This is a genomic window from uncultured Caldilinea sp. (assembly GCF_937128415.1).
Taxonomy (GTDB): domain Bacteria; phylum Chloroflexota; class Anaerolineae; order Caldilineales; family Caldilineaceae; genus Caldilinea.
Window position 1 is genome coordinate 48,200 of record NZ_CAKZMJ010000027.1, and the last position, 24,636, is coordinate 72,835.

Annotated in this window: 16 protein-coding genes; all 16 read right to left on the reverse strand. The window is 60.1% G+C overall.

What is annotated here, in order from left to right; all coding sequences use genetic code 11:
* Positions 1 to 7 precede the first annotated feature (7 nt).
* Positions 8 to 859, reverse strand: coding sequence for a cupin domain-containing protein (locus Q0367_RS04175; protein WP_298981058.1), 852 nt, complete (start codon positions 857 to 859; stop codon positions 8 to 10).
* Between the two features lie 9 nt (positions 860 to 868).
* Positions 869 to 1,975 carry a Gfo/Idh/MocA family protein gene (locus tag Q0367_RS04180; protein ID WP_298981060.1) on the reverse strand — a complete coding sequence of 369 codons (1,107 nt, stop codon included), beginning with the start codon at positions 1,973 to 1,975 and terminating at the stop codon, positions 869 to 871.
* A gap of 96 nt (positions 1,976 to 2,071) precedes the next feature.
* Positions 2,072 to 2,848, reverse strand: coding sequence for a GntR family transcriptional regulator (locus tag Q0367_RS04185; RefSeq protein WP_298981062.1), 777 nt, complete (start codon positions 2,846 to 2,848; stop codon positions 2,072 to 2,074).
* 353 nt (positions 2,849 to 3,201) lie between these two features.
* A complete protein-coding gene (locus Q0367_RS04190) occupies positions 3,202 to 4,923 on the reverse strand; it encodes a phosphatidylglycerol lysyltransferase domain-containing protein (RefSeq protein WP_298981064.1) in 1,722 nt (573 codons plus the stop codon).
* Between the two features lie 49 nt (positions 4,924 to 4,972).
* Positions 4,973 to 7,069, reverse strand: coding sequence for a beta-galactosidase (locus Q0367_RS04195; RefSeq protein ID WP_298981066.1), 2,097 nt, complete (start codon positions 7,067 to 7,069; stop codon positions 4,973 to 4,975).
* A 74-nt stretch (positions 7,070 to 7,143) separates the two neighbouring features.
* Positions 7,144 to 8,121 carry a LacI family DNA-binding transcriptional regulator gene (locus tag Q0367_RS04200; protein WP_298981068.1) on the reverse strand — a complete coding sequence of 326 codons (978 nt, stop codon included), beginning with the start codon at positions 8,119 to 8,121 and terminating at the stop codon, positions 7,144 to 7,146.
* Positions 8,122 to 8,133: 12 nt separating this feature from the next.
* Positions 8,134 to 9,369 (reverse strand): glucoamylase family protein, encoded by a 1,236-nt coding sequence (locus Q0367_RS04205; protein WP_297632088.1) that lies wholly within the window; start codon positions 9,367 to 9,369, stop codon positions 8,134 to 8,136.
* A gap of 124 nt (positions 9,370 to 9,493) precedes the next feature.
* A complete protein-coding gene (locus tag Q0367_RS04210) occupies positions 9,494 to 10,432 on the reverse strand; it encodes a carbohydrate ABC transporter permease (RefSeq protein WP_297632091.1) in 939 nt (312 codons plus the stop codon).
* Between the two features lies 1 nt (position 10,433).
* Positions 10,434 to 11,321, reverse strand: a complete 888-nt coding sequence (locus Q0367_RS04215) for a carbohydrate ABC transporter permease (protein WP_297632094.1) — start codon at positions 11,319 to 11,321, stop codon at positions 10,434 to 10,436.
* Positions 11,318 to 13,477, reverse strand: coding sequence for a DUF5696 domain-containing protein (locus Q0367_RS04220; protein ID WP_298981071.1), 2,160 nt, complete (start codon positions 13,475 to 13,477; stop codon positions 11,318 to 11,320). The genes Q0367_RS04215 and Q0367_RS04220 overlap by 4 nt, the downstream gene beginning before the upstream one ends.
* Positions 13,470 to 15,485, reverse strand: coding sequence for a YIP1 family protein (locus Q0367_RS04225; RefSeq protein ID WP_298981073.1), 2,016 nt, complete (start codon positions 15,483 to 15,485; stop codon positions 13,470 to 13,472). Before Q0367_RS04225 ends, Q0367_RS04220 begins: the two co-directional genes overlap by 8 nt.
* Positions 15,486 to 15,496: 11 nt before the next feature.
* Positions 15,497 to 16,405, reverse strand: a complete 909-nt coding sequence (locus tag Q0367_RS04230; RefSeq protein ID WP_297632102.1) for a carbohydrate ABC transporter permease — start codon at positions 16,403 to 16,405, stop codon at positions 15,497 to 15,499.
* Positions 16,406 to 16,412: 7 nt separating this feature from the next.
* Positions 16,413 to 17,324, reverse strand: coding sequence for a carbohydrate ABC transporter permease (locus tag Q0367_RS04235; protein ID WP_297632105.1), 912 nt, complete (start codon positions 17,322 to 17,324; stop codon positions 16,413 to 16,415).
* Complete coding sequence (locus Q0367_RS04240) at positions 17,314 to 20,202, reverse strand: extracellular solute-binding protein (RefSeq protein ID WP_297632108.1); 2,889 nt, start codon at positions 20,200 to 20,202, stop codon at positions 17,314 to 17,316. The genes Q0367_RS04235 and Q0367_RS04240 overlap by 11 nt, the downstream gene beginning before the upstream one ends.
* A gap of 300 nt (positions 20,203 to 20,502) precedes the next feature.
* On the reverse strand, positions 20,503 to 21,918 hold the full coding sequence (locus tag Q0367_RS04245; RefSeq protein WP_297632111.1) for an ABC transporter substrate-binding protein: 1,416 nt from the start codon (positions 21,916 to 21,918) through the stop codon (positions 20,503 to 20,505).
* Positions 21,919 to 22,000: 82 nt separating this feature from the next.
* Positions 22,001 to 24,397: a GH36-type glycosyl hydrolase domain-containing protein gene (locus Q0367_RS04250; RefSeq protein ID WP_297632114.1), complete on the reverse strand. Its 2,397-nt coding sequence runs from the start codon at positions 24,395 to 24,397 to the stop codon at positions 22,001 to 22,003.
* Positions 24,398 to 24,636 lie beyond the last annotated feature (239 nt).

Sequence of the window (24,636 nt, forward strand, 5' to 3'; positions counted from 1 at the left end):
ACGTCTGTCATCGATAATCCGGCGCGACGCCGAAAAGCAGCTCCACCGGCTGATCCGTCATGTTGTGAAACCGGTGAGGCGTTCCGGCGGGCGCAAAGAAGCCATCCTGTGGGCGCAGCTCGAACCAGGCCAACCCTTCGCTCTGCTCCGGGCAATAGATGTGCAGTGCGCCGCGCAGCACGTAGAGGCTCTTGTCGCCAGGATGGCTGAGCACATCGCTTTTGCGTCCGGGCGGCAAAAACAACTTGCCCACCAGCAGGTGTTCGGTTGAGCAGAGCACCCCCACCAACACTTCATCTCGACTTCCCTCGAGCCGCCATAACAGATCGCTTTCTCGAATTACCGTGATGGTGAAGCCGCTTTCAATTGTGGCGCGCTCCATCGGCCAGCGACCCAAGGCGCAATCGAGGCTATATTTGTTTTCAGTAAGCAGCGATTTGGAGCGGGCATAGGCGCCAGATGCCCCCTGCGAGGGAGGCGGCGCAAAGAATTCAAGCACCCGCAGCATCTCCGCGCTGTAATTAAACACATGGTGCCAGGTGTCTTTACGAAAGAAGGCCGCTTCGCCAGGCCCCACCCGATGCACTTCCCCCGTCTCTGGATTGGCGATCACCATCGTTCCGCTTAGCACGTAATAGACCACGTCTGCACCAAAGATCGTGCGGTACTCATTGGAGTGGCGAAAGGCGCCGCCGGGCGGCAGCCCCCACACAAGTTGGTGAATCTTTGAACTGGATACGTAGATCCAATCGGCAACCTGGCCGGATTCAGCATCTCCCCATAGATGGCGCGCCGCGGTTTCATAACGCAACGCAGTTGGCCCATTGAAGTTTGGTCGAGGCGATGGTTTATAGGTCATAAGCTATCGTCAATTCGTGCGATCATGTTTCAGGTGAGGAGCTTCTTCTTCCTTCGCCGTCGCAAAGGTGGGCGGCGTAAACGTGCTTTCGATCGTCTGCGCCAGGCCTGTTTTGCCGACGATGCGCGCCTTTTCGATGATCTCGATTACGTGATAGGCGTGCTCCGGATCGTGGATTGGCTTTTCGCCGTTGCGGATGCAATGCACCAGATGATTGATGCCATCGGTCCAGGGCCAGTTCGGATCGCTTTCGGGATAGACCATCCAGGCGCCGACGTCGTTGCGCCAAAGCTCATAGCCGTCTGGGTCCCAGTCGTCGCCCAGCATCTGGATCGTGCCCTGGCTGCCGTAGATTTCAATGGCGGGAGTGCGGTAACGCTGGATCGTGAAACCGGTCGTCACCACCGCATAGCAGTTGTTGGCGAACTCGACGCAGAGCTGCACGTTGTCATCGGCCTGCACTTCGATCATCTCTCCTTCGGCGATTCGCTGTTTGATGGCGGTGCCGATGAACCCGGAGACGCGCCTGGCGGGACCGAGAAAGCCGGTCAGGCTGGTCAGGTTATAGATGCCCAAATCGAACATTGCGCCGCCGCCCGGCTCGTAGAACCACTTGCTCCAGGTCGGGCCGGCCCATCCATAGAAGGCGCGCGCCAGGTAGGGCGTCCCGATGTCGCCGTTGTGGATATGCCGCCACATTTTTTGATAGGTGGGGCTGAGCAATACGTGCGGCGCCGGCACCAGATAGCCCCTGCTCTTACGGGACAGCTCCACCAATGCCGCCGCGGCGTCCAACGTGTGCGCCATCGGTTTTTCCACCAGCACATGCTTTCCCGCCTCGAGCGCCGCGCGCGCCACCATGCCATGCTCGCGCATTGAAGTGGTCACCAACACCAGATCGACGTCGCTGGCGGTCACGACGTCCTCGAAATCGGTGGTGAAACGTTGATAGCCATACTCCGGCCCGGTGACGATAGGTCTGCGCTCCTCTTTGACGTCGCACGCCACCACCGTCTCCACCCAACCGCGCATCTTGAGCTGATTGATCTGTCGAGAGTACGCATGGAGCATGACGCTGCCGCATCCCACGACGCCGATTCGAACAGGTGTCGTCATAAAACTCTCCTCATCCTTTGTCTGTCCTTTGTCTGTCATCTGTCTAGATGCGCCGGAACTATATGCTGGGGAATAGAGCGGCAAGATGACCGCCATCTACGCCACAACAACGCTCATCCGCTGCACGCCCCCTGTCCTGACCTCGCCATCGCGCCAGCTTTCCAGTTGGAATTTACAGCGATCTCCCCGGTAGATCGCTTTGAAGTATTCGATCGGCAGGTCCCGTTCTGCGTAGACGACGCCTTCAAGCAACAACACCCCGGCCCCGGAATGCAGACCAAACAGCGACTGCTCGTATGGAGTCGCTGCAGCGCACTCCATCGTTTGCTGGGCGCGCTCCAATCGCAAGCCGTACCGACTCTCCAGCACTTTGTACAGTGAATTGGCGGCCAGATCGACCTGCTCCAGACCAGGGCAGAGCGCCGCCGGAATATAGCTTGTCTCCAGCAACATCGGCTCCTGATTCACCTTGCGCAGACGCGAGAGCTTCACGGTTCTGCCGCCTTCCTCTAAGGCCAGACGCTGGGCCACGCGAGGCGGCGGCTCCACGATCGCCTGCTCCAGCACGATGGACTCCACCTGGTCGCCGCGGCGACCGATCTCCTCTGAAAATCCAAGCAGATGGAGCGCATCGTAGGTCTGTTTGGGTTGGGCGACGAAGGCGCCGACGCCCTTGCGCACTTCGATCAATCCATTGCGCTGCAAATAGTTGAGCGCCTGGCGCACGGTCATGCGGCTCACGCCCAACTGCTCGCTCAGCTCGCGCTCCCCCGGTAAGCGAGACCCACTGGCCAGCTCTCCGGAGGCAATTTGCTCTCTGAAATGTTCGGCAATCTGGTAATAAAGCGGAACAGGGCTGCTTTTATCGATCATGTTTCCTTTGTCATGGGAATTGGAGAATTTTTTGGTATAGAGGTCTATACCAGTTGCAAAAGAGAATATCATGCAACCGGAGCGATGTCAACAGGTTTCGCAGGCGCTTTGTTGATTTTTTTGAGGAATACGGCTTTCAGTAGTTCACACTGAACTGTGGAGCAGGCCAGTAGCCTTATACGTTGGGGAGTACACCCGGTTTTGGATATCCGCTTATCGTTCTGAGGATTCCCGCCGGTCAACAACAGGTGGAATCATAATCGAGCGTGCGCATCAGCATAGCCGACCTCAACGAAGCATGGCAGAATCAATGCGCTGAACGCATGATACGAAATCGACAAGAAAACGCCGTCTCACCGCCCAGCAAGATATCTCCACCAAAAATCGTCTCCTGAATGGACGCGCACGAGCGTGATCATCACCTGAGGCAGGTCGGCCACCCCCAGGTAAGCCAGATAACGCGGCTCCCAGCGTGGATGAAACTTCTCCTTGAATTCGTGCAGCCCCTTGAAATGATAGAAACGGTTCAGGGATTCCCCAATTGCTTTCAAAACCTTCTCAGTCTGCGGGTCGGTGGGCCTTTCTCCAACCCCGGCCAACCCGCTCAAGCCAAGGCTGAAGGTTGCATAGCCTTGCTCCTTGGCCCACTGCAACATGGAAGCAAACAGAAGCTCCATCACCCCTGACGCCGCTTTGGGATAGCGACGCATCAGGTCGATAGTGATTTCGTTCTTTTGGTACTCTGACACCAGATTGGCGAACGCCACCGGTTGATCGTCAGGCCCATAAACGACCGCCACCGGACCGTTGCGGAGGTAATCTTCGTCAAACCAACCAAGAGAAAAGCGCATCTCACTCCCGTGTTGAGCTGTCAACCAGGCGTCGCTGATCCAACGCAAGGCGTGCAGAAGGTGATCGGGGACGGGAGGAAGATGCACCTGAAAACGATACCCGGATCGAATCATCTTGTTGACAGCATTGCGGACATTCTTGTTTTCACTGCCCTGTAAGGTGTAACTTTCCAGCGCCACAATAGCCTCATGGCCTATGCAGAAGGTCTGGAAACCCGCCTGATGATAGGCGTCCAGAGAATCCGGCAGAATCTCGAGGAACGCCGGCGTCCAGTCATTTCTCCGGCAAAAGTCTCGGAAGGCGACGATCGCCGCCGCGGCATCCTCCTTTGGACCGATCGGATCGCCCAAGGCCATCGCGCCTCGCCCGCGCGCAGCATAGGCGACCACGGAGCCGCCGGACGTAAAGAAATAGGATTTGTCTTCGAACAATGCTGCCCGCGCCAGAGCAGTCCGTCCATAATTTTGCACAATAGCCGCAGCCCGTTGACGCTCCGCCGCTGTGGCCGGCTCGCGCACCAGCACCGGACGCAGCAGCATTCTCAACGCATAAAGAAAGGTCGCCAACGCAATGCCATAGATCGAAAAGGCAAAGTATCTGCCGTACCCTGTCAGCGGCTCTAATCCGCTGTTGTCGAACGCTGCAAACATCATGATTGTCTGATGCAGGGCGGCCGGCAAACTAAAGTCAACGTGAAAATGCCTGTCGAGTAAATAAAAACCGATCGTGCCATAGGCGAGCGTGAACAAGAACGAGCCGGCCAAAACCCAAAGTCCTTGCCTCCAGGATGGAGGATCGCTGTGCGCATGAAAGCTGTTCCGCAAAAGGATGAGCAAGAGAAGCAATCCGCCCGCAACTGCGGCCTCCTCCACATCCAGCCCTTTCAGCAGATGAGTCAGGATGGAGACGACCAGGGCGATCCCCGTCAACATCCAGGCGGCGCGCTTGCGCCGCCCTAGGCCAAAAGCGAGCACCAGCAAAGCAAAACCGGCCAGGGCGGAAGCCAAACGGCTGCCATAGCGAACTTCCATCGGCAGGATTTTGCTGAGAAGGATGAGGCGATCGGCAAGGGCGGGCATCACAGCCGACAAAAGGTTGATGACGCCCATGGCGGCTGTCGAAATGGCCATGAACCGAACAGCCCAGCGTTCAATCTGAGCCTCGGTTTGCGCTGAGAGGAATTTCCGCTGCTTATGAACGAGTAACGACATAAGGTAGCCCAATCAGTTCGATCATCTCAAAGAATGCCAGTAAATCAACAATTCCAGTAAATCAGAGGGGCAGGACTGCGCCCCGTCGCGGCGGCAGACGAACAGGTTGCCCCTCGAACAGTGGCGCGCCTGCACAGGTCACGGTGGTCTCCAACGGCTCTTCGCGGTAGTTGTTGATGAACAGAAAGCTCCCCCGATCCCCCTCGCAGAGATGCACGTCCGCCCACTCGCTCAATTCAAAAAGCGGCGCGCAGCCCATGCGGTTCGCCATCTGATGAAAGACGGCCAGGTCCTCCAGGGTGTTGGCCGCAAAGGCGGCGCCGAGTATCATCGCCAGGCCTTCACCGATAGGCTGCACAAAGCCGACGACGCCGCCTTCGCCGTCGACGGCGAAGACCTCCGCAAAGGCTCCGGCGTACGTTTCGACGAAAGAGGCCGGAATGTCTCGCTGCTCGAAGGCGTGGATTTCGGTCTGGACAAATGGACGACCGCCCTGGATGCGTTCGACGCCCAGCGCATCCTTCAACAACGTGCACGGACGGCCTTCTTCATCCTCCACGCACAGACGGCCGACCAGGATCAACCTGCCGCCCGCACGGACGTAATCGAGCAGCTTTTGCTGGATGGCAGCGTCGCACGGTCGCTCCATCATCGCCCACAGCACCGGATGTTTGGCGACCGAGAGTTCGGCCAGGCGCAACTCGACGGCGTCGAAGGGGCGATGGGTCAGGGCCAGCCCGCGCGCAATGAAGTCGAAGAGGATCGTCTCGCGCTGGTGGGTGAGGACATTCGTCGTTTCCTGCGTGCAGGCGTTGTTGACCTCCGTCATGAAGAAATCGAGCAAGAAACCGACCGTGGCGACGGTTTTGGGGCGGCTCAGCGCCAACGCCTCCCCGTAGGTCGCCAGCATCCGGGACAACCGAGGGTAAGTTGCGTAATGGCGTCGGGTGGAGCCGTCTTTGCGCACCGGATGCCCCCAGTCGTGACGTTTCACCGGGCTGAGCAGGGGATGGTTTTCGCCGTCGAAGAAAAGATAGTGGTTGATCCCGCGCATGCCGCAGGCGATGGAAAGCAGCGCATGCAGTTCATAGAGCGACGTCTGCGCGCCGCTGAAGTCCTGCGCGCCGCCCGCCTGAAACTCGATGGAGAAGAGCGGTTGTTCGGGATTTTGCAGCGCCTTCGTCATCTCGTTGACCAACAGCAGCTCGTGGAAGTTGCCCTCGCCGATAAAGAGCGGATAGACGTCGGTGGCGCTCACCATGCCTTCGCTGCGCATGGCCTCCACAAGCTGCGACAGGCCGATGGGAAAGGTCTTGCCGCCGCGGCCGAAGCCGTGAATGTTGAGCACCGGCGGGACTTCCATGCCGAACGCGCGCGCCGTGCGCCAAAGCCACTCCGCATATTCGCGCAGATAGCTCCGATAGAAACGGCGATAGTCGGCAAGCACGCGCGCGCCGAAGGGCGGCGCCGGCTGCGTGAGCTGCGCCTCCAGGAAGCCCACCAGATCGCGCACAGGATAGCGACCAAACAGATGGTCTCCATAACGGCCTCGCAGATGATTCGCAAAGCGATTCAGCGTATCGGGGTTGACGTCGATCAGATTCCTCACCCAGTGCAGCATCCCCATCTCGTTGTCGAGCTGCACCAGGATGACGGCGCCGCCGCGCGTGATCTGTCGCGGCGCAAGCGCAGCAAAGACCGCCCCATACCACTGCTCGACGCAGCGGAGAAAGTCGGGATGGAGATAACTGGCGATCGGCTGGGGCTGCCCGTGCTGGTCCACCAAAACAACCTGAGGATAGCGCTCGAAGACCCAGGGCGGAATGCCCTCGTTGATCGTCTCGGCCATGATGTACGGACCAGGGCGGGCGATGATCAGAAAGCCCATCTCCGCCGCCAGATCGAGGAAACCGACGAGGTTGCGCAAGGGGTGAGTGTGGCCGTCGAGATCGAGCATGCGCTCCTCCGGCTGATGCCAGAGCCAGGGGATGTACGTGGCGACGGCGTTGAAGCCCGCCTCTTGCAGCAGCCCGAGCCGATGCTCCCACTGCTCGGCGGGGATGCGAAAATAGTGCAGCTCGCCCGCATGGATGAAAGCGGGAGCGCCGTCGAGCCAGAACTGTCCTCCTTGCACGCGGAAGTCTGTGTAGGGCGTCATGGTGTTTGTCCTTGTGGTGCGTGGTGCGTGTTTCGTGTTTCGTGACGCACCACGCAACACGCAACACGCAACAACTACGCCTTGCGCTCCAGTGCACTCGACTGTCTCGGCAGCAGGCGCGTGGGGATGCGCTGCAGATGCAGGGGCGCTTCGTGCTCCAGAAACTCGATCAGTTGTCGGATCGCCGCTGCGCCCCACGTCTGCCGGGGAGCGCCCACGGTCGAGAGCGTCGGCTGCACGCAACGGGAAAGCAAAATGTCGTCGAAGCCGACGACGGCGATGTCCTCCGGCGCTTTCAGCCCATGCTCCTGCATGGCGCGCAAAAAGCCGATGGCCATCTGATCATTGGCGCAAAAGACCGCTTCCGGCAGGTCGCCCGATTGAATGATGCGTCTGGCCGCATTGTATCCGGAAATTTCGGTGAACGCGCCGTAATGAAGCGCTGGCTCCACGCCGCGCCCTCTCGCCTCCTCCAGAAAGGTCTGCATGCGCTCCGTATTGTCGAAGGAGTTCAGGTCGCCGGACACGAAGGCCATTTTGCGCAGCCCTTGCTCGTAGAAATGATGGAACGCCTCGCGCACGCCCTGGGCGTTGTCCAACAAAACCGGCGCCACGAAATCGGCCTGCAGAAGCCGATCCATCACCACGATCGGGAAGCGCCGCGAGGCCAGCTTCAGCACGCTTTCATCCGAGATCTCGGAGTCGAAAACAATGGCGCCGTCCACCTGTCGATACATCAAGATGCGCCGCTCTGAACGGCTGCGCGGGCAGACCACAAGGTCGTACTCGGTGGTCAGCGTCACCTCATGGATGCCTTCCAGAATCTCATCCCAAAATGCGCCGCCGAAGCTGGTGATGAAGACGCCGATCGTCTGCGTCTTGACCTTTTTCAGGTGCCTGGCGAAGGCGTTGGGATGATAGTTCAGCTCCTCCGCCGCCCTGAGCACACGCGCGCGCGTGGCGTCGCTGATCGAGCCGACGCCGTTGAGCGCGTAGGAGGCGGTGGTGACGCTCACTTTGGCGCGCTTTGCGACGTCTCGAATGGTGGTCATTGCTCAGAATCCTCAGTTGTTCTCTCTGTGAACGATCTGAAGGCGCTCCAGACCGGTCAGAATGGTCGGATGGTTCATGGTGATTCGGTGGACCCCATCGTTCTCGTAGTTCGCCAGCATCAAGAGCGAAATGCCTTTATCGATGCCGATGACGTCCCTGGAAAACCAGTTGCGACTCAAATTATAGGCGGAGACAAACCCATACCGACCCTTCAGCTCCTCAATTGTGAAATAGTGCAGCATGGCGGCCATCGCCTCCTCCGGCAGAAACAGAATGGAGCCGATGGCCGCGTAGGGCGGAACCGTGTCATCCACCCGATGCGCGCGATTGTCGAAGCCGGAGGGCGGCGCGCCGTACAGTCCGTTGTAGCCATCTGGGCCATCCGAGGCGCTCAGTCCCCACGAGCGGGGGCCGAGCGTCTTGAACTGCGCCTGCATATCGACGGCGAAGTCATAGTGCGCTCTCGTCGCCCGCACCGAGTTTTCCCACCAGTCCACGCCTTCGCGATCCACGTAGCCGCGAAAATCGATCCATGCGTGGCTGTATTGATAGGTGAAGAGAGAGCCGAACCAGGAGTGGATGAAAGGCTCGCCTTCGCCGTAGCGGCCAAGATGACGGCGGAAGCCATAGTAGAGCGAGTCGTCGGTCGGGTGCGTGGGCGAGCCGGCGGCCAGCACGTACAGCATCAATTGCTCGGCGTAGAAGTCCCAGTGTCCTTCAAAGCCCTTCTCCGGTCGATAGGCCATGTAGAACATCTTGCGGGCTTCGTCGACGAACCAGGGCCAGTTCACGTCACGATAAAGTTGCTCTGCCTTGGCCTGCACTTCGCCGCCAAAATACTCGCCCGCCGTCAGCGCGCCCATCAGCAAGATGGCGGTGTCGATGGTGGAGACCTCGCTGTTCCAGGCGCGCCTGCCGCTCTGCATGTCCACGAAGTGGTAGAAAAAACCCTCGACGCGCTCCATGCCCAACAGTGTGTCGAGCGTCCGGCTCGCCCGCTCCATTCCCTGCGCATGGCTGATGTAGCCCTTTTCCACGCCGATCGGGTAGGCGGTGAGCGCAAAACCGACGGCGGCGATGCTCGCAATGCCGGGCGAGCCGGGATAGCGGTCGCGCACCAGGCCATAGCCCGGGCTGGCGGGGTCGGTGTTCGCCTGCTCCCAGAAAAAGTCGAAGGCGCCTTTCATCTCGTATTCGATGACCTCCTGGACGGCGGCGGTCTCCACAGCAGCGGATGGTGCAGACATAGTTTGCGTCTCCTCCGGGATGATCGGCGTTGGAGATTCAAAAAGGGGCGAAGGCGTTGACGGGCCTGGAATGGCCGTGCAACTGACCAACAAAAATGCAGCAATCCCTAAAACAGCAGCAAGTCTACTCACCGGCGATCCCCGTCCTTTCCACCGACTCGACGAACCACTTTTGCAGAACGAAATACATCACGAGCAGCGGCAGAATGTTGAGAAAGGTGCCGCTCATCTTCACCGCCTCGTTGATGCGGTCGAAGATGTTGACTGCGCCCGGCGGGTAGAGATTTTCATAGGCCTGCACAAAGCGGGAGAGCTGCATCGGCAACGTCTGCACCCCGCCTTCCAGGAAGATCGAGGTCAAGAAGGTCTCGTTCCAGTACCAGACCACCGAGAAGATGAAAGAGACGATGAACGCCGGCAACGCTGAAGGAACGGCGATGGTCAGGAAGATGCGCAGATCTGAAGCGCCGTCGATGCGCGCCGCCTCCTCCAACACTTTGGGGAGGGAGAGAAACGTCTGGTAAAAGACCAGGATGAAGATGGCGCTGCGATAGCCCTGCCCGAACGCAGCGGGCAAAATCAGCGCCAGCGGGCTGCCCAGCAGCCCCAGGTCGCGGTAGGTCAACATCTGAGGGATGACGGTGTTCTGCGGCGGAATAATGAAGGTGGCCAGAATGAGCAGCAACACCAGCCGCCTGCCCCAGAAGCGATAACGCGCCAGCCCGTAGCCGATCAGCGCAGCCACGAAGGTCTGCAACAGCGAAGGCGCCACGCTGAGCAAGATCGAGGCCACCAGCGCGTTGGGGTAATTCAACACGCGGAACGCCTTGACATAGTTGCCGGTGTAGAGCTCCGTCGGAACCCACTGCACCAACGGGTTGAGCAAGTCGGTGGGGCTCTTCATGCTCGTGATGAACATGAAAAGCAGCGGATAGAGGTACACGAAGCCGATGGCGATCAACAGCGCATAAAGCACGGTGGTGAAGATCAGCCCATAGCGCGTGCGGCCGCCGAAGAGCAGGCTTCGCACCCGATCAACGGTGTGAGAATGAAAGACTTGCATCTCAGCGCGCCTCCTTGCCCAGCAGTCGGGTCAGAAAGAGATAGACGATCAGCAGCAGGACGGCCATCACGGCGAAATAGAGGAACGACATGGCGCTGGCGTAGCCGATGCCGCCTTGCAGCGCGTAAGTCTGACCGTAGATGTAGCGGACGACCTTGTTCTCCGAAAAGTGCGACAGTGTGACGATGGTGTAGACGGCGTTGACCACCGTCGCCGTGGTGAGCGTGGGCAGCGTGATCTTCCAGAAAATCTCCCACGCCGAGGCGCCGTCGATCGCCGCCGCCTCGTAGATGCCCTGATCCACCTTTTGCAGACTTGCCAGGTAGATGAGAATCTGCACGCCGGAGAACCACAGGATGAGGATGAACGAGACCAGCAGATACTCCACCGGGTTGCGCAGTGCGCTCGGCAATTGCGCCAGAAACTCCGCCACCGCTGGCGCGTCGGCGATGCCCGGCGCAGTCGCCGCACCCTGCTCCGTGAGCTCCCGGATCACCGGCCCGCTTGTGATCACGACCGGCAGGAAGAAAATCGTGCGGAACACTCCTTTAAGGCGGAAGCGCAGGTTCAGAAAGAGCGCGATGATCATGGAGAAGATCAACACGATGGGCACGGCGACCAGCGTCTCGATGGCGTACCCGATCAACAGCTCGCCAAACGCCGGGTCGGTGGCAAGCGCGCGCGTGTAATTCGCCCAGCCCACATAGGTGAGATTCACGCCGGTGACGGTCACCACCACTCGATTCAGGCTGTAATTGAAGGTCTGAAGCAGCGGGGCCAACGTAAACAACACAAAACCGATCACCCAAAGCGCAATGAACGCGTAGCCGTGCAACGCCTCGCGCGTGCGCAGGCTGAGCAACCGGCGAGGAAGCGGACGAACGGTCATGGCGCACTCTCCAACAAGAACGCATTTCTGGCCTCAACGGTGACGCCTTGGTAGGCGAAGGGACGGTCGGTGTAGTTCACAACGATCTGCTTGCCGTTGGCGTACGTCGTGGCGAAGACGCCCTGCGCCAGTTGACGACGGGCGACGATCTCCTGTCCGCGCACCGGCCCCAACAGCGCATTCATCCAGCGATACGTCTCCCGGATATGCTCGCCCCACTGGGCGTAGGAGGAGGTGAAGATCCAGTTGGAGCGGGTGTTGAGCATGGCGGCGGTGGGCCGCTGCGTCAAAAAATAGGAGGGATAGACGCCATAATCGACGTGCCGCAGCAGGTCCTCCTGCAAGTTCGCCGAAAAGTTGAGCGCCTCGCCGTAGTAGGGAAGATGCCCCGCCAGCACGATGGGCAGGAAAGGAACCGTCTCGGAGGTGTACACATAGCCGTTGTCCCCCAGCGGCATCTCGAAGTACGCCTCCGCCGCGCTGAACAGATAATCGTTGGGACGGTAGAGAACAAGCCGCACCGGCGAATCGGCCAACAGCGCGCGATACGCTTCGGCGGCCTGCACGCGGTTCAACGCGCGACCGCTGCGAAAATCGCTGTAGAGCATCCAGCCGATCTGATCGAGCGCCAGCCCGATCGATGGATGGGCGGCGAGCGCATTCTGCATCGATGCAAAGCGACGGCGCAACGCCTCGAAGGTGAAATAGAAGACCACGTGGTTGCGGTTGTAGCCGGTCAGGCTGACGTTGGTGATCGCAATGGCTAAGTCGTTGCGCGGGGAATAGCCGGCCTCCTCGCGCAGAGCCCCCTGAGGGTCCAGATAAAGCGAAAAATGTCCGCCCGCCGCTGCGATCCGCTCCGCCAGCGCAGTCAACTCGGCGACGCTGCCCAGCGCACGCTCCAGCCGCAGCGTCGTCGGCGGCATGCTCGACGCGCCGAGCGGCTGCCAGCCGTAATAGACGACCTCCGGATTTGCAACGTCTAACGCGGCGAGAATTTCCTCCATCTCCGCCAAAGTGGTCATCGGCGCGAAGCGACTCCAGAGCAAGATCTGCTCCTTGTCCCCGCCGAGAAACTCCAGGCGAACGCCGATATTGGGGTTCGCGACCGGAACCTTGCGCAGCAGCCCCTTTTCGACCAGATAGCGCTGATAGCTGCGCGCCATGCCCACGTAGTCCGCCGCCTCGCCGGTCAGAAAGCGGAAGTGCACGACGACATTGAACTCGTTCGTCCGGCGCTGCACGACGGTCACGCCGGCGCCGGCCCGGTTCGTCGCTTGATAGTAGCTTTCGTTGTAGATGAAGGCGTTGTAGATAAAGTTGAAATTGGTCAGAATGCCGGCGGGGTGCGCCTGAATCTCCCCGTAAGCCGCCCCCTGCTCCACGATTGAAAGAAAGGCGTTTTGTCCTTCGCCGTGCACCATGCCGAAGACCGGGTAGGCGATCGGATACGGACGCCTGAGCTCCGGGTCGAACGGCGCCACTGCGATCATGCCCAGGTCGGGTCCATAATAGCGACCGTAGAACATATTGCGAGCTTTGGTGGCGTCGGCGAAGCGAATCAGGCTGCCGACGCCGTCTGGCAGCAGCATATAGCCGGGCGTTTCGCTCCCGCGCGTGGCGCCCAGGAAGGGATAGAGATAGAGCAGCCCCAGCTTGAACTCCGGCTTCTCCTCGCGGATGGAGTTTGACGGGACCTCCACGCGCACGCCTTCCGCCTCCAGCTGCAGGAGGAGGCGCAGCGAAATCCCGAACTCCAGAAACGTCACATCCGCCGCAACGCCGCCATCGATGGGCGTCACTTCCAGCGCATGTTCCGAGTTCGTAAGGGAGACGCGACGGTTGATCGCGCGTGCGTCGAGATATTCGATGCTCACGCCGCTGCGCGCAAAGGCCTGCCAGGCGCGGTTGAGCCGGTCGCCCTCCTGCAGCTCGTCCAGCCCCGAATGCCACACGTAGCCGCTGCGTTTGTCCAGCAGTTTGAACGCCAGCGAGTCGAAGTCTACAAACAGGCGAAACTGCTCGTTCTCCGCCACCGCTCGGTACGAGACGGGAATCTCTTCTATCTGTGTAGATGGAGCTGCTGTCGCCCTGCCATGCATAGCGATGAGCGCCAGCCACACCAACCCAAATGCAATGAGCCGAATCTTACACACGCAGGCCCACCTCCTGCACGATCGCATGCACGAATTCATAAAGCTGGTTGAACAGCACATACAGGATATAGCCGGTCAACAAGAACATCGCCATCGTGAAGAGCGTGGTCAGGATGTTCTTGATCGTCTCTGAAACCGAGTAGTTGTGAACCTCCTTCACCATGATGAAGAGCATCACACCGACCCAAAACCACATCAACTGGGTCGAAAAGGTGTAAATGAAAATCTCGTTCAGCGTCAACAGGTTGGAAAGCAGCGCAATCGGCAGGGCGAAGAGCGCATACGGGAACAGGCTGTACGCCGTGCCGATGATCACGTCGCGCAGCCGCCCCTCGCCGTCGCTGATGGTGGAGACCAGATAATTGGCGGCGTTCCAGAGCGCAAGCGGCAGGACGGCGTAGATGAATTCGGTCAGCACGCGAATCTGCGTCGGGCTGGCGTAGGGGCTGAAGATAAAGCCGGTCAGGTAGAGCGATGCAATGCGGGCGAACACCACCCAGCCGTACAGCAGAAAAGCAAAGAACAGGCTGCCGCGCTCGTTGACCTTGATATAGTAAAAGCTGTCGGCGGGATGGCGGATGAAGCGAAACAGAAAGACGAAATCATCCATCAGCCGCACCCGGCGCAGGGCGTGCAGCCGATGACGCAGCGGCTCCAGCCAGCCGCGACCGCGCTCCAGGCGCGTGAAGACGCTGCCGGCCACCCAGAGGCCGAAGAGCGCGACAAGCCCGTTGCCGAGATGGCGCTGCAAGACGATGTTGCGTAGCTCCCAGAAGGCTTCCGAATAGCCGTTGCGGTCCTCGGCGTAGCGGTAGTATTCGAGCGCCTGCGCGTACGCGCCCCTTTTGAAATGGGCGTCGGCGATGGCCTGATAGGCGAGGATAAAGAGGCCGTTGTAGGTCAACACCTCCTCGAAATAGGGCTGCGCCTCCTCGTAGAGGCCCTCCATGTAGAGCCGAACGCCCTCATGCACGCGGCTCGCAAAATCGGTGGCCCGGTAGACCACGATGGCGCTTTTGTCCTTGTCGAGCACGTAGAGCTTGTCGCCGATGCGTTCGATCGCCGAAGGATTGGCCAGCATGCCCAGGCGTTGCTCCCCCCTGTCCGGCGCGCCGAAGACGAAGAGCAGCGAGCCGTTGAGGTCATACTCGTAAATTTTGCCGTTTGCGTCCACCGCCGTCAGCAGACCGTCGGCGCTGCTGACGTGCAGGTCGCGGAAGGTGCTCGAGCCGTAGACGTCGTCGAACAGGTTCTGGCCGACGATCGTGAATTTGCGGATGCTCCTGTCCCTGGCCGTGCCGGCCGTGACGGTGTAGATGAGCGAACGCTCGTCGATGGCGACGTTGGAAGGGGAGGCGGCCTCGTTGCGAACCAGCTGCTCCAGCTGCTCCCTGGTCAGAAACATGCGCTGCAAAATCATCCTGAACGACATCTCGGCCATATTGGCGCCGAAATAGCCGATGAAATTGCCGTTGGTGTTCATCATCACCAGGCCGTCCACCGAGCCTTCGCTGACGATGTAGAGGTTCTTGCGCGCGTCGACGACGATTTTGCGGGGCAGAAACTCGCGGCGACGGCCAAAGAGCGGCTCGGAGGGCCGGCCGAACTCGTTGATCAGGCCGCCTTCGCCGTCCAGGATCACGATGGTGTTTTTGCGGGCGTCGGCGATGTAGAAGACGCCATCCTCATCGATGAACAAGCCGGTCGGCGCCTCGAGAACGCCCTTGCCGAACTCTGCGACGATCTCAAAGTCTTGATCCAGTTTGACGATGCGCCCGTTGCCGGTGTCCGCCACATAGAGAAACCCGTCCGGCGCAAAAAAGAGTTCATCCGGCCCGGAAAGCGGCAGGTCGATCTCGTCGATCGGGATGTAGGCGTCTTGCGTCAAAAATAAGCGCCCGCCTGGCCCCATCGTCCATGTCGTGTAGGGGGAAAGCGCGCTGGCTGCGCCGGAAAGCATCCCCGCAAGCGACAGGAGAAGCAGCGATAGGATCAGGGTCAGCAGCAAAAGGGATCTTTTCATTTCAGGCCGGAATGAGACATCGTGCTCATCACCTGACTTTGCAAGATGATGAAAATGATCAGGTTGGGCAGAAACATGATCAGCGCCGCAGCGGCTGCGATGCCCTGGCCGGCGACGGCGTTGGCGCCGGTGGCGGTGGTGGTCAAGGTGCTGAGGTAGAAGGCGAAAGTGCGCAGGTTTTCGCCATGAATGTAGAGCGACGAGGTCTCGACGTTGTTCCACGCCGCCTGGAAGGTGAGGATGGCGATCGTGGCGAGCGCAGGTCGGATCATCGGCATCACGATGTTCCAGTAGATCGCCAGATCTGAGGCGCCGTCCATCTGCGCCGCCTCCAACATCTCGTTGGGGATGGTGTCCATAAACTGCTTGAGCAAAAAGACGCCCACCGGCAGCGCCAGCACCGGCAAAACGTGCGCCCAGAAGGTGTCGAGCAGGCCGAGGCGGTGAATGACCAGAAAGCGAGGGATGGTCACCGCGATCGGCACGAACATCAGGGCCACCGTGTTGATGGTGAAAAGCGCCTGTTTGAGCCGGAAGCGCTTCTTGGAAAGCGCATAGGCCGCCGTGCTGGAGATGACCACCGACGCCGCCACCGCCACGAGCGTCACCATGACGCTGTTGAACAGGTAGCGGCTGACCGGCATGTTGGAGCCGGACATCCTGGAGAAGAGGTCGTTGAAATTCTTCATGGTTGGGTTGATCACAAAAAAGCGCGGCGGATAGGCGTACAACTCATCCGGCGGCTTGAAGGCGCTGGAAAAGATGAAGAGGATTGGCAGCACCATGAAAACCGAAAGCGGCAGCAGGATCAGGTAGAACTTGATCTGGCTGACATGAAAGCCATCGGGGTTGATGCCCCGGTTGCGCACTCCGGCGTAGCGGCTGAACCAGTTTCGCTTTCTCATATCCTCCTCACTCTGCAGTGGCGAAGAGACGGTTGAAGATTCTCGTAAAGAAGAGCACCATCAACAACAAAACCACCGAGACGGCGGCGGCGTAGCCCATCTCGTAACGGAAAAAGCCATAGTCCTCGATGTGGTTGACGATCAGCTGGCCGGCGTAGCGCGGGGTCGGGTTGCTGCCGGACAGCATGACGCCGATGGCCCCGGCCTGAAACGCGCCGACGATCGCCATCACCGCGCCGAAGAGCATCTGCGGCTTCATCGACGGGATCGTGATATAGAAGATCTCCTGCCAGATGCTGCTCATGCCATCGAGGGCGGCGGCTTCGTACAGGTCCGGGCTGATGTCCAGGATGCCGGCGAGCATGGCTAAAAATCCAATCCCCATGCTGCTCCACAGGGTGACCAAAATCATGATGCTCATCAGGTATTGCGGTGCGTAAAGCCACTGGATCGGCTCCTGGATCAGCCCCCAATTGAGCAGCAAGCTGTTCAGATAACCGATCTGGTCGCCGCTGAAGAGTGTGCGCCACACCACGACCATCGCCACCCCGGCCGTCATCGAAGGCGAGTACAGGATCAGCGCAAAGATCGTGCGCGGCCCCTTGGGCAGATGCGCCAGCATCCACGCCAGCAAAAAGGCCAGCGCATAGCCGCCCGGCCCCACGATCACGGCGAACTGCACCGTGTTGGGCAGCACGTAGCGCATAAAGATGTCGTCCTGCGTCAACAGCGTGATGTAATTGCGCAGGCCGATGAAATAGGGCGGCTGGATGGCGTCGAAGAAAGTGAAGGAGAGCGCAATCGCTGCAAAGACCGGCACTGCAATAAAGGTCAGGAAGAGAAGCGCATACATGGCAAGGAACGCATATGCACTGCCTTCCCGCGTCCACCAGCGTTGCAAAGAGCCTTCACGACGCATCGTTCATCCATCCTTTCACGGTTTCGATCGTCGGAATCTTGGGCGTGCGCACCCGCACCCCATTTCTGAGATACCCGAACTCCTCCATCTTGCGCGTGATTTCCCGGTTGGTGACCAAAATGGCGCGGTCGATGGCCACGCGCGGGTTGACGCCGTCGAAGACGATGCGATTCCATGCGTTGCCCAGCTCGCGCTCCTGCATGTAGGAGCCGGGAAGACGCACCGGCTCCTGCAGCCACTGCCACTGCTCCAGGATCACGCGGCGATGCTCCTGCGGAATCGGCAGCGCAGCGAAAGCTTCCAGATTGGCGGAGTTCCACAGATACTCCCTGCCGTAGTTCAACAACAGCCGCTCCTGAAAGTCGATCTGCGTCTCGGTGGACATCCACCATTTGAGAAATTCCCAGCCCTCCTGCGCCTTGTCGGTGTTTTTGAACATGATGCTCGCCTGCGCCGAGCCGGTGGCGTAGCGATTCTGCGTTCCATCCGGCAGCACCGTCGCCGGGTAGAGGTCGACGCCCCACAGCCCCTCCAGCTCCGGCGCCGCCGTCATCAGCTTGACGTAGGTCTCGATGTTGGAAACGCCGATCGGGAGCAGTCCGTAGCGGAAGCTCTCATAGAAACTGGCGGTCGTCAGCGGCATGCCGTAGATGGTGAAGCTCTCCGCCATGAACTTGACGGCGGCGAGCGCCTCTTCGCTTCCCAGGCCGGAGGCGAAACCGTCGTCGCTGTAGAGTTTGGCGCCGAAGTTGAAGAGATAGGGCGCCGTGACAAAGTACCAGCGTATGCCGGCGTCGCCCGAAAGCGGTGAGCTGTAGTTCATGCCGTAGCGTTGCAGCTCCGGCAGAATCTCGATGACTTCATCCCAAGTGCGCGGCACAGGCAGCCCGAACGCATCCAGGATGTCCTTACGATAGAAGGTGATCCAAAAATCCTGCGTCTCCGGGATTGCGTAAACCGAATCATCGATAATGTAGCTGAGGAGCGAGCCGGGCGAGTAGATGCGGATGAACGAATCGAAATCGTCGAAGGAGCGCAGGTCGTACAGGGCGTTGCGCACGGCCAGGTCGTAAGGGATGTGCGTGCTGATGCCCAGCGCCACATCAGGCTGGATGCCGGCGGCGTTCGCCAGCACCAGCTTCGACTCGTCAGGCATGATCGAAAACTTGACGCGAATGCCGGTGCGTGGGGTGAAGGACTCATCCGCCATCAGCTGCAAAAGGTCCACATACTGCCGCGGGCGGTTGACCCACACCTCCAGCTCGTCCTCACCCGCGCCGATGGATTCGTACGGGTCCGGTTGGAATGAATGGAAAAATCGCTTCAGCCCTTCCGTAAACGCCAGGCCGAAAGGCGCCGACGGAGTGACAGGCGTCACATCGGGCGAGTGAATGTAAATTTTGTCGAGCGCCAGCGGCTGCTCTTGCAACATGGGTAGCAGCGAACCCAACAACTGCGCCGCCGATCCAGGCCCTTCGGAGAACCGCCCCATGTGCGTGGGAATGCGGTCCGGCTCTTCGGCGAGGAAGAGCAGATTGTCGATCGCCATTTGATAGGTGAGAATTTCCGGCGAAGAGTCGCTCCGCAGGATGGCGACCAACGTCTCTTGATCGGCGCGGAGGCTTTCGGCGATGGCGGTGAGCCGATCGCGAATATCCGGAATATAGTCGGAGACAACCCACTCCTTGAACGGATTGCGCTGATTGCCGGTCAGCTTGCGGATCTCCAGCGCCAGTTCGTTGATGTCGAGCAGCGCCTTCTGGACGGTTTGAATCGCAGGCAGATAAGGTGAATTCGTCGCCTCGACGCCCAGCACGTTGCGGCCCTTGTGCAGAAAAATTTGGAAAGGCGTCCCCTCGCCCAGCGGCACGTCCACCCAATCCGTCGTATAGGCGAAGGGGAAGGCGTTCAGCTCGACGAAGGGCGTCTCCCCGTTGATGGTGAAGCGGCGAAAGACGGTGAAGTTGCTGCGCGTATCCTGCAACGCACGCAGGGTGATGGAGTACAGGCCGTCCTCCGGAACCTCGAAGACATAAAAGACGGCGCTGCCGCTTTTGATCCAGCTTTCGCCGCCCAGCGTGTTGAGCAACAGCCGATAGGTGTCGTAGGGCGTCACCGTCAGGCTGCGGCTGGCCGAAGGCCGCACCGACGTGTCATTCTTATAGGAGGGGAACTCCGCCTCGAGCGTGAGCATAAAGTCGGAGACGACCCGATCAGGCTGCATCGCTCGATATTCCGGATAGGGGAGATAAGGCGTAAATTCTTCGATGTAAATGCTGCCCAGGTGCACCGTCCCTTGATGCAGGGTGAAGTCAAAGCGATGTTCGCCTGCGCGCAACGCAATGCGCAGGGGATAAGGCTGGCTGAAATTGACGTCGCGCGCCGGCGCCTTTGTCCAATGCACCATGCGCTCCTGGCGGATCAGGGCGTCGTTGCCGTAGCGATCCTTCGGGAAGTCATCGGCGGTGTTGCGATAGAAGACCGGAAAGACGACGCGACGCAGATCATCGACAGGCAGTTCCCCGTCGATGCGCAGCGCTCCCTCCGGCGCGCCCACCGACGCACTATCCGCCGCCACATCAAAGGCGATCGTGTATACGCCGTCGGCGGGAAGGGTCGCCAGGAATTCGATTCGATCCCCCTCCCGGAGCAGAACGCTTGGTTTGTCGTATTGTCGGGCGATCTCGTCCTCGGCCAAAGGGAGGCCGAAGGCGTCGGCGGTCACTTCGATGTGGGTCGGAGAGACCTTCGCCGCCGCAACAGAGGCGTCTCGATTGGGAATGGCCGACGTTTCTGCAAGCGTGCGGTGGCCGGCGCTGAACGCAATCAGAGCCAACGTCAGCGCCGCCGCCCTGCTCAGCTTCCACAAAATGCTCATGGTTGGAGGCTCGGCTCCGCCCTCCTGTTCTTCACACACAATACACCGGTTTTATTGTAGGCGCAGCTCGTAGCTGCGCTGTCTTGATTCCACCCAACCTTGCGTGACTGTCGAGGACGGGCGGCTGCGAGCCGCCCCTACGGTGCACCCTTCTCCCCCTCTCCCAGCCTTGGGAGAGGGGGCGGGGGTGAGGGCCTCCACCCTCCGGCGAACCGGTCGCCGCCCGTCGTCCCCAACCTTGTGTTTGGTTGAGGACGGGCGGCTGCGAGCCGCCCCTACGCAAGAACCGTCGGTCTTCGACTATTTCGGCAACTCGGCGCGGGCTTCGGCCAGGATGCGATTGGCGAATTCCTCGAGCTGAGGCGCGTAATCCTCGAACTTGAACTTGCCGGAATTGGCGTGGTAGAACATGTACCACATGTTCACATCCTTGTCCTCGCCGATGTCGATGCCGGGCTTGCCTTCCCAGCGCGCCTGGATGTAGCCGGGCACGATCTTCGCCAACGACTCGACGATGCTGCCGTCCAGGTTCTCCATCGCCTTGCGAATGCCGGGCTTGTCTCCGAAGAAGGACAAGTAGTTTTCAATCGACTCGGCGTCCACCGAAACCGGCATGTTGATCGGCACCCGGTTCATCTCGCGCGAAAGCTCCAACTCCTTGGCATAGGCCGCCTTGGAGAAACTCATCCATTTGGCGAAATCATAGGCCACCTCCAGGTTCTGAGTGGCCGAGGAAACCGCAAGGATGTCGACCACCATCGCCTGGTTGCCGCCGGGGAAGCCGATGAAGTCCCACTCAAAAGGAGCGTTCTCCACCAGGCCGGGAATCCAATAGCCGCCTGCCCAGATCACGCTGAATTCCTCATTCAGGAATTCCCAGGACTCTTTGGACTTGAAGTTGGCCTTCTGCTCTTCGGTCAGGCCCGCAAAGCTATAGGGAAGCATCTCGCCGGCCTTGGCCACTGCGGCTCTGAAGGCGGGAGAATTGTAATTCATCTTCTCGCCGTCAAAGCTAAACCAGCCCAGCCGGCTGTCCAGCGTATGCGGATACCACCCCAAAATCGGCTCCACTTCATCCAGGCCGACCACCGCCCGCTGCACGTTGGTGACGGCGATCATGGCGTTGAAGAAGTCATCCACCGAGACGCCGTACTCCGGCGCGTCCAGATTGGCGGCGTCAAACAGATCTTTATTGACGAAGTACCCCATGACGAAGTAGGCGTCGGGCAATCCCAGCACCTTGCCACTGTAGGTCACCGCTTCTTTCAAGACGGCCGGCACATCCTGCCAGTCGGGGTCGTTTTCGACGAACGCCGTCAGGTCGGCCGTCCAGCCGTTCTTCACGTAAAGCGGGGTGTTGTCCGCCGTCCAGACGTCGGGCAAGGCGCCTCTGGCAGCGTAGACGGTCAACTTCTCATCCCAGCGCCCCTCGCCGGACATATCGACGAGCTCGATTTTGACGTTGGGATGCATCTCCATGTAGGCCTTGATGAGCCGCCAATCGAGGTTGTTGTCATCCTCCGCCGGCACGCTCCAGTTGGCGTAGCGCAGCGTGATCGTCTCGCCAGGCGCGGCGGCAGCAGGCGCTTCAGCGGGGGGCTGTGTGGCGGCGGGTTCACCCGGCGCAGGCGCCGCCGGCGGCGCAACACAGGCAGCCAGGCCAACGACAAGAACCAGAACGATCGCCCAATGCATCAGCCGGTTGTGAATCTTCATGTCTTTTCTCCTTAGTAGATCATGAACAAACGACGAAGGAACCGTGGGAAGCAAACATGCTCTGGCCTGGGGGCACCTCCTTTCACGCAGCGCTCGGATTTCCCATCACGACTTCGATCACGTGCGTCCTGCCGTCCGCAAACACGGGGAGCAAGTTGCTCGCATACGGCTTGCCGTCGATGGAGACGGACTGGACGCCCCGGTTGACATTACCTGGATTCTCAACTCGAATGTCGTAAAGCGCGCCGCGGAAGCGCCGCCTGACGCGGAACCCCTTCCAGCGCGCCGGAATCGACGGATCGACCAACAGGCCGTCCTCCTGCGGACGGATGCCTAAAATCCAATGTGTGGCGACGCGATGTAGCCACTGCGCCGAACCGGTGTACCAGGTCCAGCCACCCCGGCCATAGTACGGCGAAACAGGGCCGTCGATGTTTCCAGGCGTGACGTACGGCTCGGCTTTGTACACCTCGATGTCGGCGCTGCGGTTGGGCGGACAGATGCGCCGATAGGCTTCATACGCCGTTTCGGGCTGACCGATCAGCGCGTAGGCCCACACCGCCCACGTGGCGGCGTGCGTATAAACGCCGCCGTTCTCGCGCAACCCCGGCGCATAACGCGTGACGTAGCCGATGTCTGCGCGCGGCCGGGTGAACGCCGGATAGTTCAGCAACGCGCCGTAATCTTTCAGTAGACACTGCGTGACGGCGTTCATCGCCGTGCGCGCTCGCGTCTCATCTGCAGCGCCGCTGATCACCGCCCAGATGTTGGGCATCAGGAAAATTTTGCCTTCCTCGTTCTGGTGCGAGCCGAGGAGCTCCCCTGCGTCGGTGGTGGCTTGCAGATACCACTCGCCGTCCCATCCCCAACGGTTGAGCGCCTCTTTCAGGCTGCTGCGAACAGCCTCGCACTTGCGGGCGAACGCATGATCCCCGCGTCGCTGCGCCAGCGGGGCAAAGAAGCCGAGTATCATATACAGGAACTCGGCCACCCAGAAGCTCTCTCCCTTCAGCAACGTCCCCACCGCGCTCAGGCCGTCGTTCCAGTCGTGGTCGCCCATCAGCGGAACCCCACGCGGAGAGAAGCGAGAGAAAGAGCGCTCGATGGCGCGCTTACAATGATCGTAGAGCGGCTCCGCCGGTCCGTTCAGATAGGGAACCGGCTCGTCCAGGATGCCGTAGTCCGCCGTCTCCTTCAGATAGGCGTCCAGGATGAAGGGCAGCCAGAGCAGGTCGTCCGAGCAGTTGGTGCGCGGCCCGCCGCCTCGAATCGAAAACCACCAATGCAGCACGTCGCCTTCGATGAACTGCTGCGCCGCATGAAGCAGCAACTGCCGCCGCGCATACGCCGGCTCGCTGACCAGAAAAATCTGGCTGTCCTGCAGCTGGTCGCGAAAGCCGTATCCCGCCGAAACCTGATAAAAGGCCGACTTGCCCCACAGCCGGCAGGAGATCGCCTGATACTTGGCCCAAACGTTGGTCATGAAGTTCAAAGCCTCGTCCGGCGTCTCCACCTGTTCGGCGTCCAAAAAACGCGACCAAAAGGCGTGCACTTCCTGCAGCGCGCGTTCGCTCGCCTCCACCGAAGCATAGCGACGGATTAGCTCGGCGGCGTTTTCCCGCTCCTTCTCCGCTGCACCCAACGTGAAGACAAGCGTGTGCGACGCTCTCGGCTGCAACGTCACCGCCGCCTGCAACGCGGCGATGGCGTCCGTGAAGCGACCGACCCGCCGCGCCAACGTTGGCTCGTCCATGGCCCGCGGACGGTCCTCGTTACGGTACAGGCCGAGAAAGGACTCCTTATCGCCGTCGTAGGATTTGAGCGGCTCGCTCACGGCCATGAAGGCGGTGTACGGCCAGTCGATGTTGTTGTAGCGCCCATGTTCGTCGGGAAATCCCCACAGATATTTGCGCGCAAAGAGGGCGTTCAGCTTCTCATCCACCGCAACGTCGATGAAGAGCTTGTGAAACTCGCGATGCTCGTCAGGGGCGAACCCGAGCAACCATTCGACATAGGAGGTCACGTCCAGCCTGCGCACCTCATCGCTGAGGTTGGTCAAGCGCAGGTGCAAAAACTCGAGCGGCGCGTCCACCGCCACGAACACGGTCAAAACGCTTTCAATTTCTTCGATTTGCTGTGTAAAGCGCGAATAGCCTGGGCCATGGGCCGCCTCGTAGCGCCGGAAGGGATGCATCACCGGCTTGTAGGTGGCCGACCAGTGCACCCGCCGATCCAGATCGCGAATGTAGAGATATTTTCCCCAGTTGTCTTTGATCAAATCCTGAAAGGAACGCGTGATGCGGTTCTGCCCGGCGTTGCCGCGCCAGCTATAACCCGAGCCGGTCTGAGAGACCATCAGGCTGTAGTCGCCGTTGCTGATGACGTTGCCCCACGGTCGCGGGGTGAACGGCGTCGTAATGACGTACTCCCGGCCATCCTGCGAAAAATAGCCGTAGGCGCACTCAAATTTTCGGTTCACGAACGCTCCGGGAATCGACAATTGACCAGGTGAAACGTTTCACTTGACAGGATAGCATAGCCGCCAGCGGTTGTCAAGATGGAGAGAAAGTGCAAAATGTGCGCTCCGACGAGCTTTGCGAAGCTTTTGGAGTCAATCAGAGCATGCTGAGTGATGTGCAGGAGATCGCCTATCGGAAGGGGCTTATTCCACATTCCTGCGGATCGGCAAAAGGGTGGAATGACAGGCTTCCTGTCTTC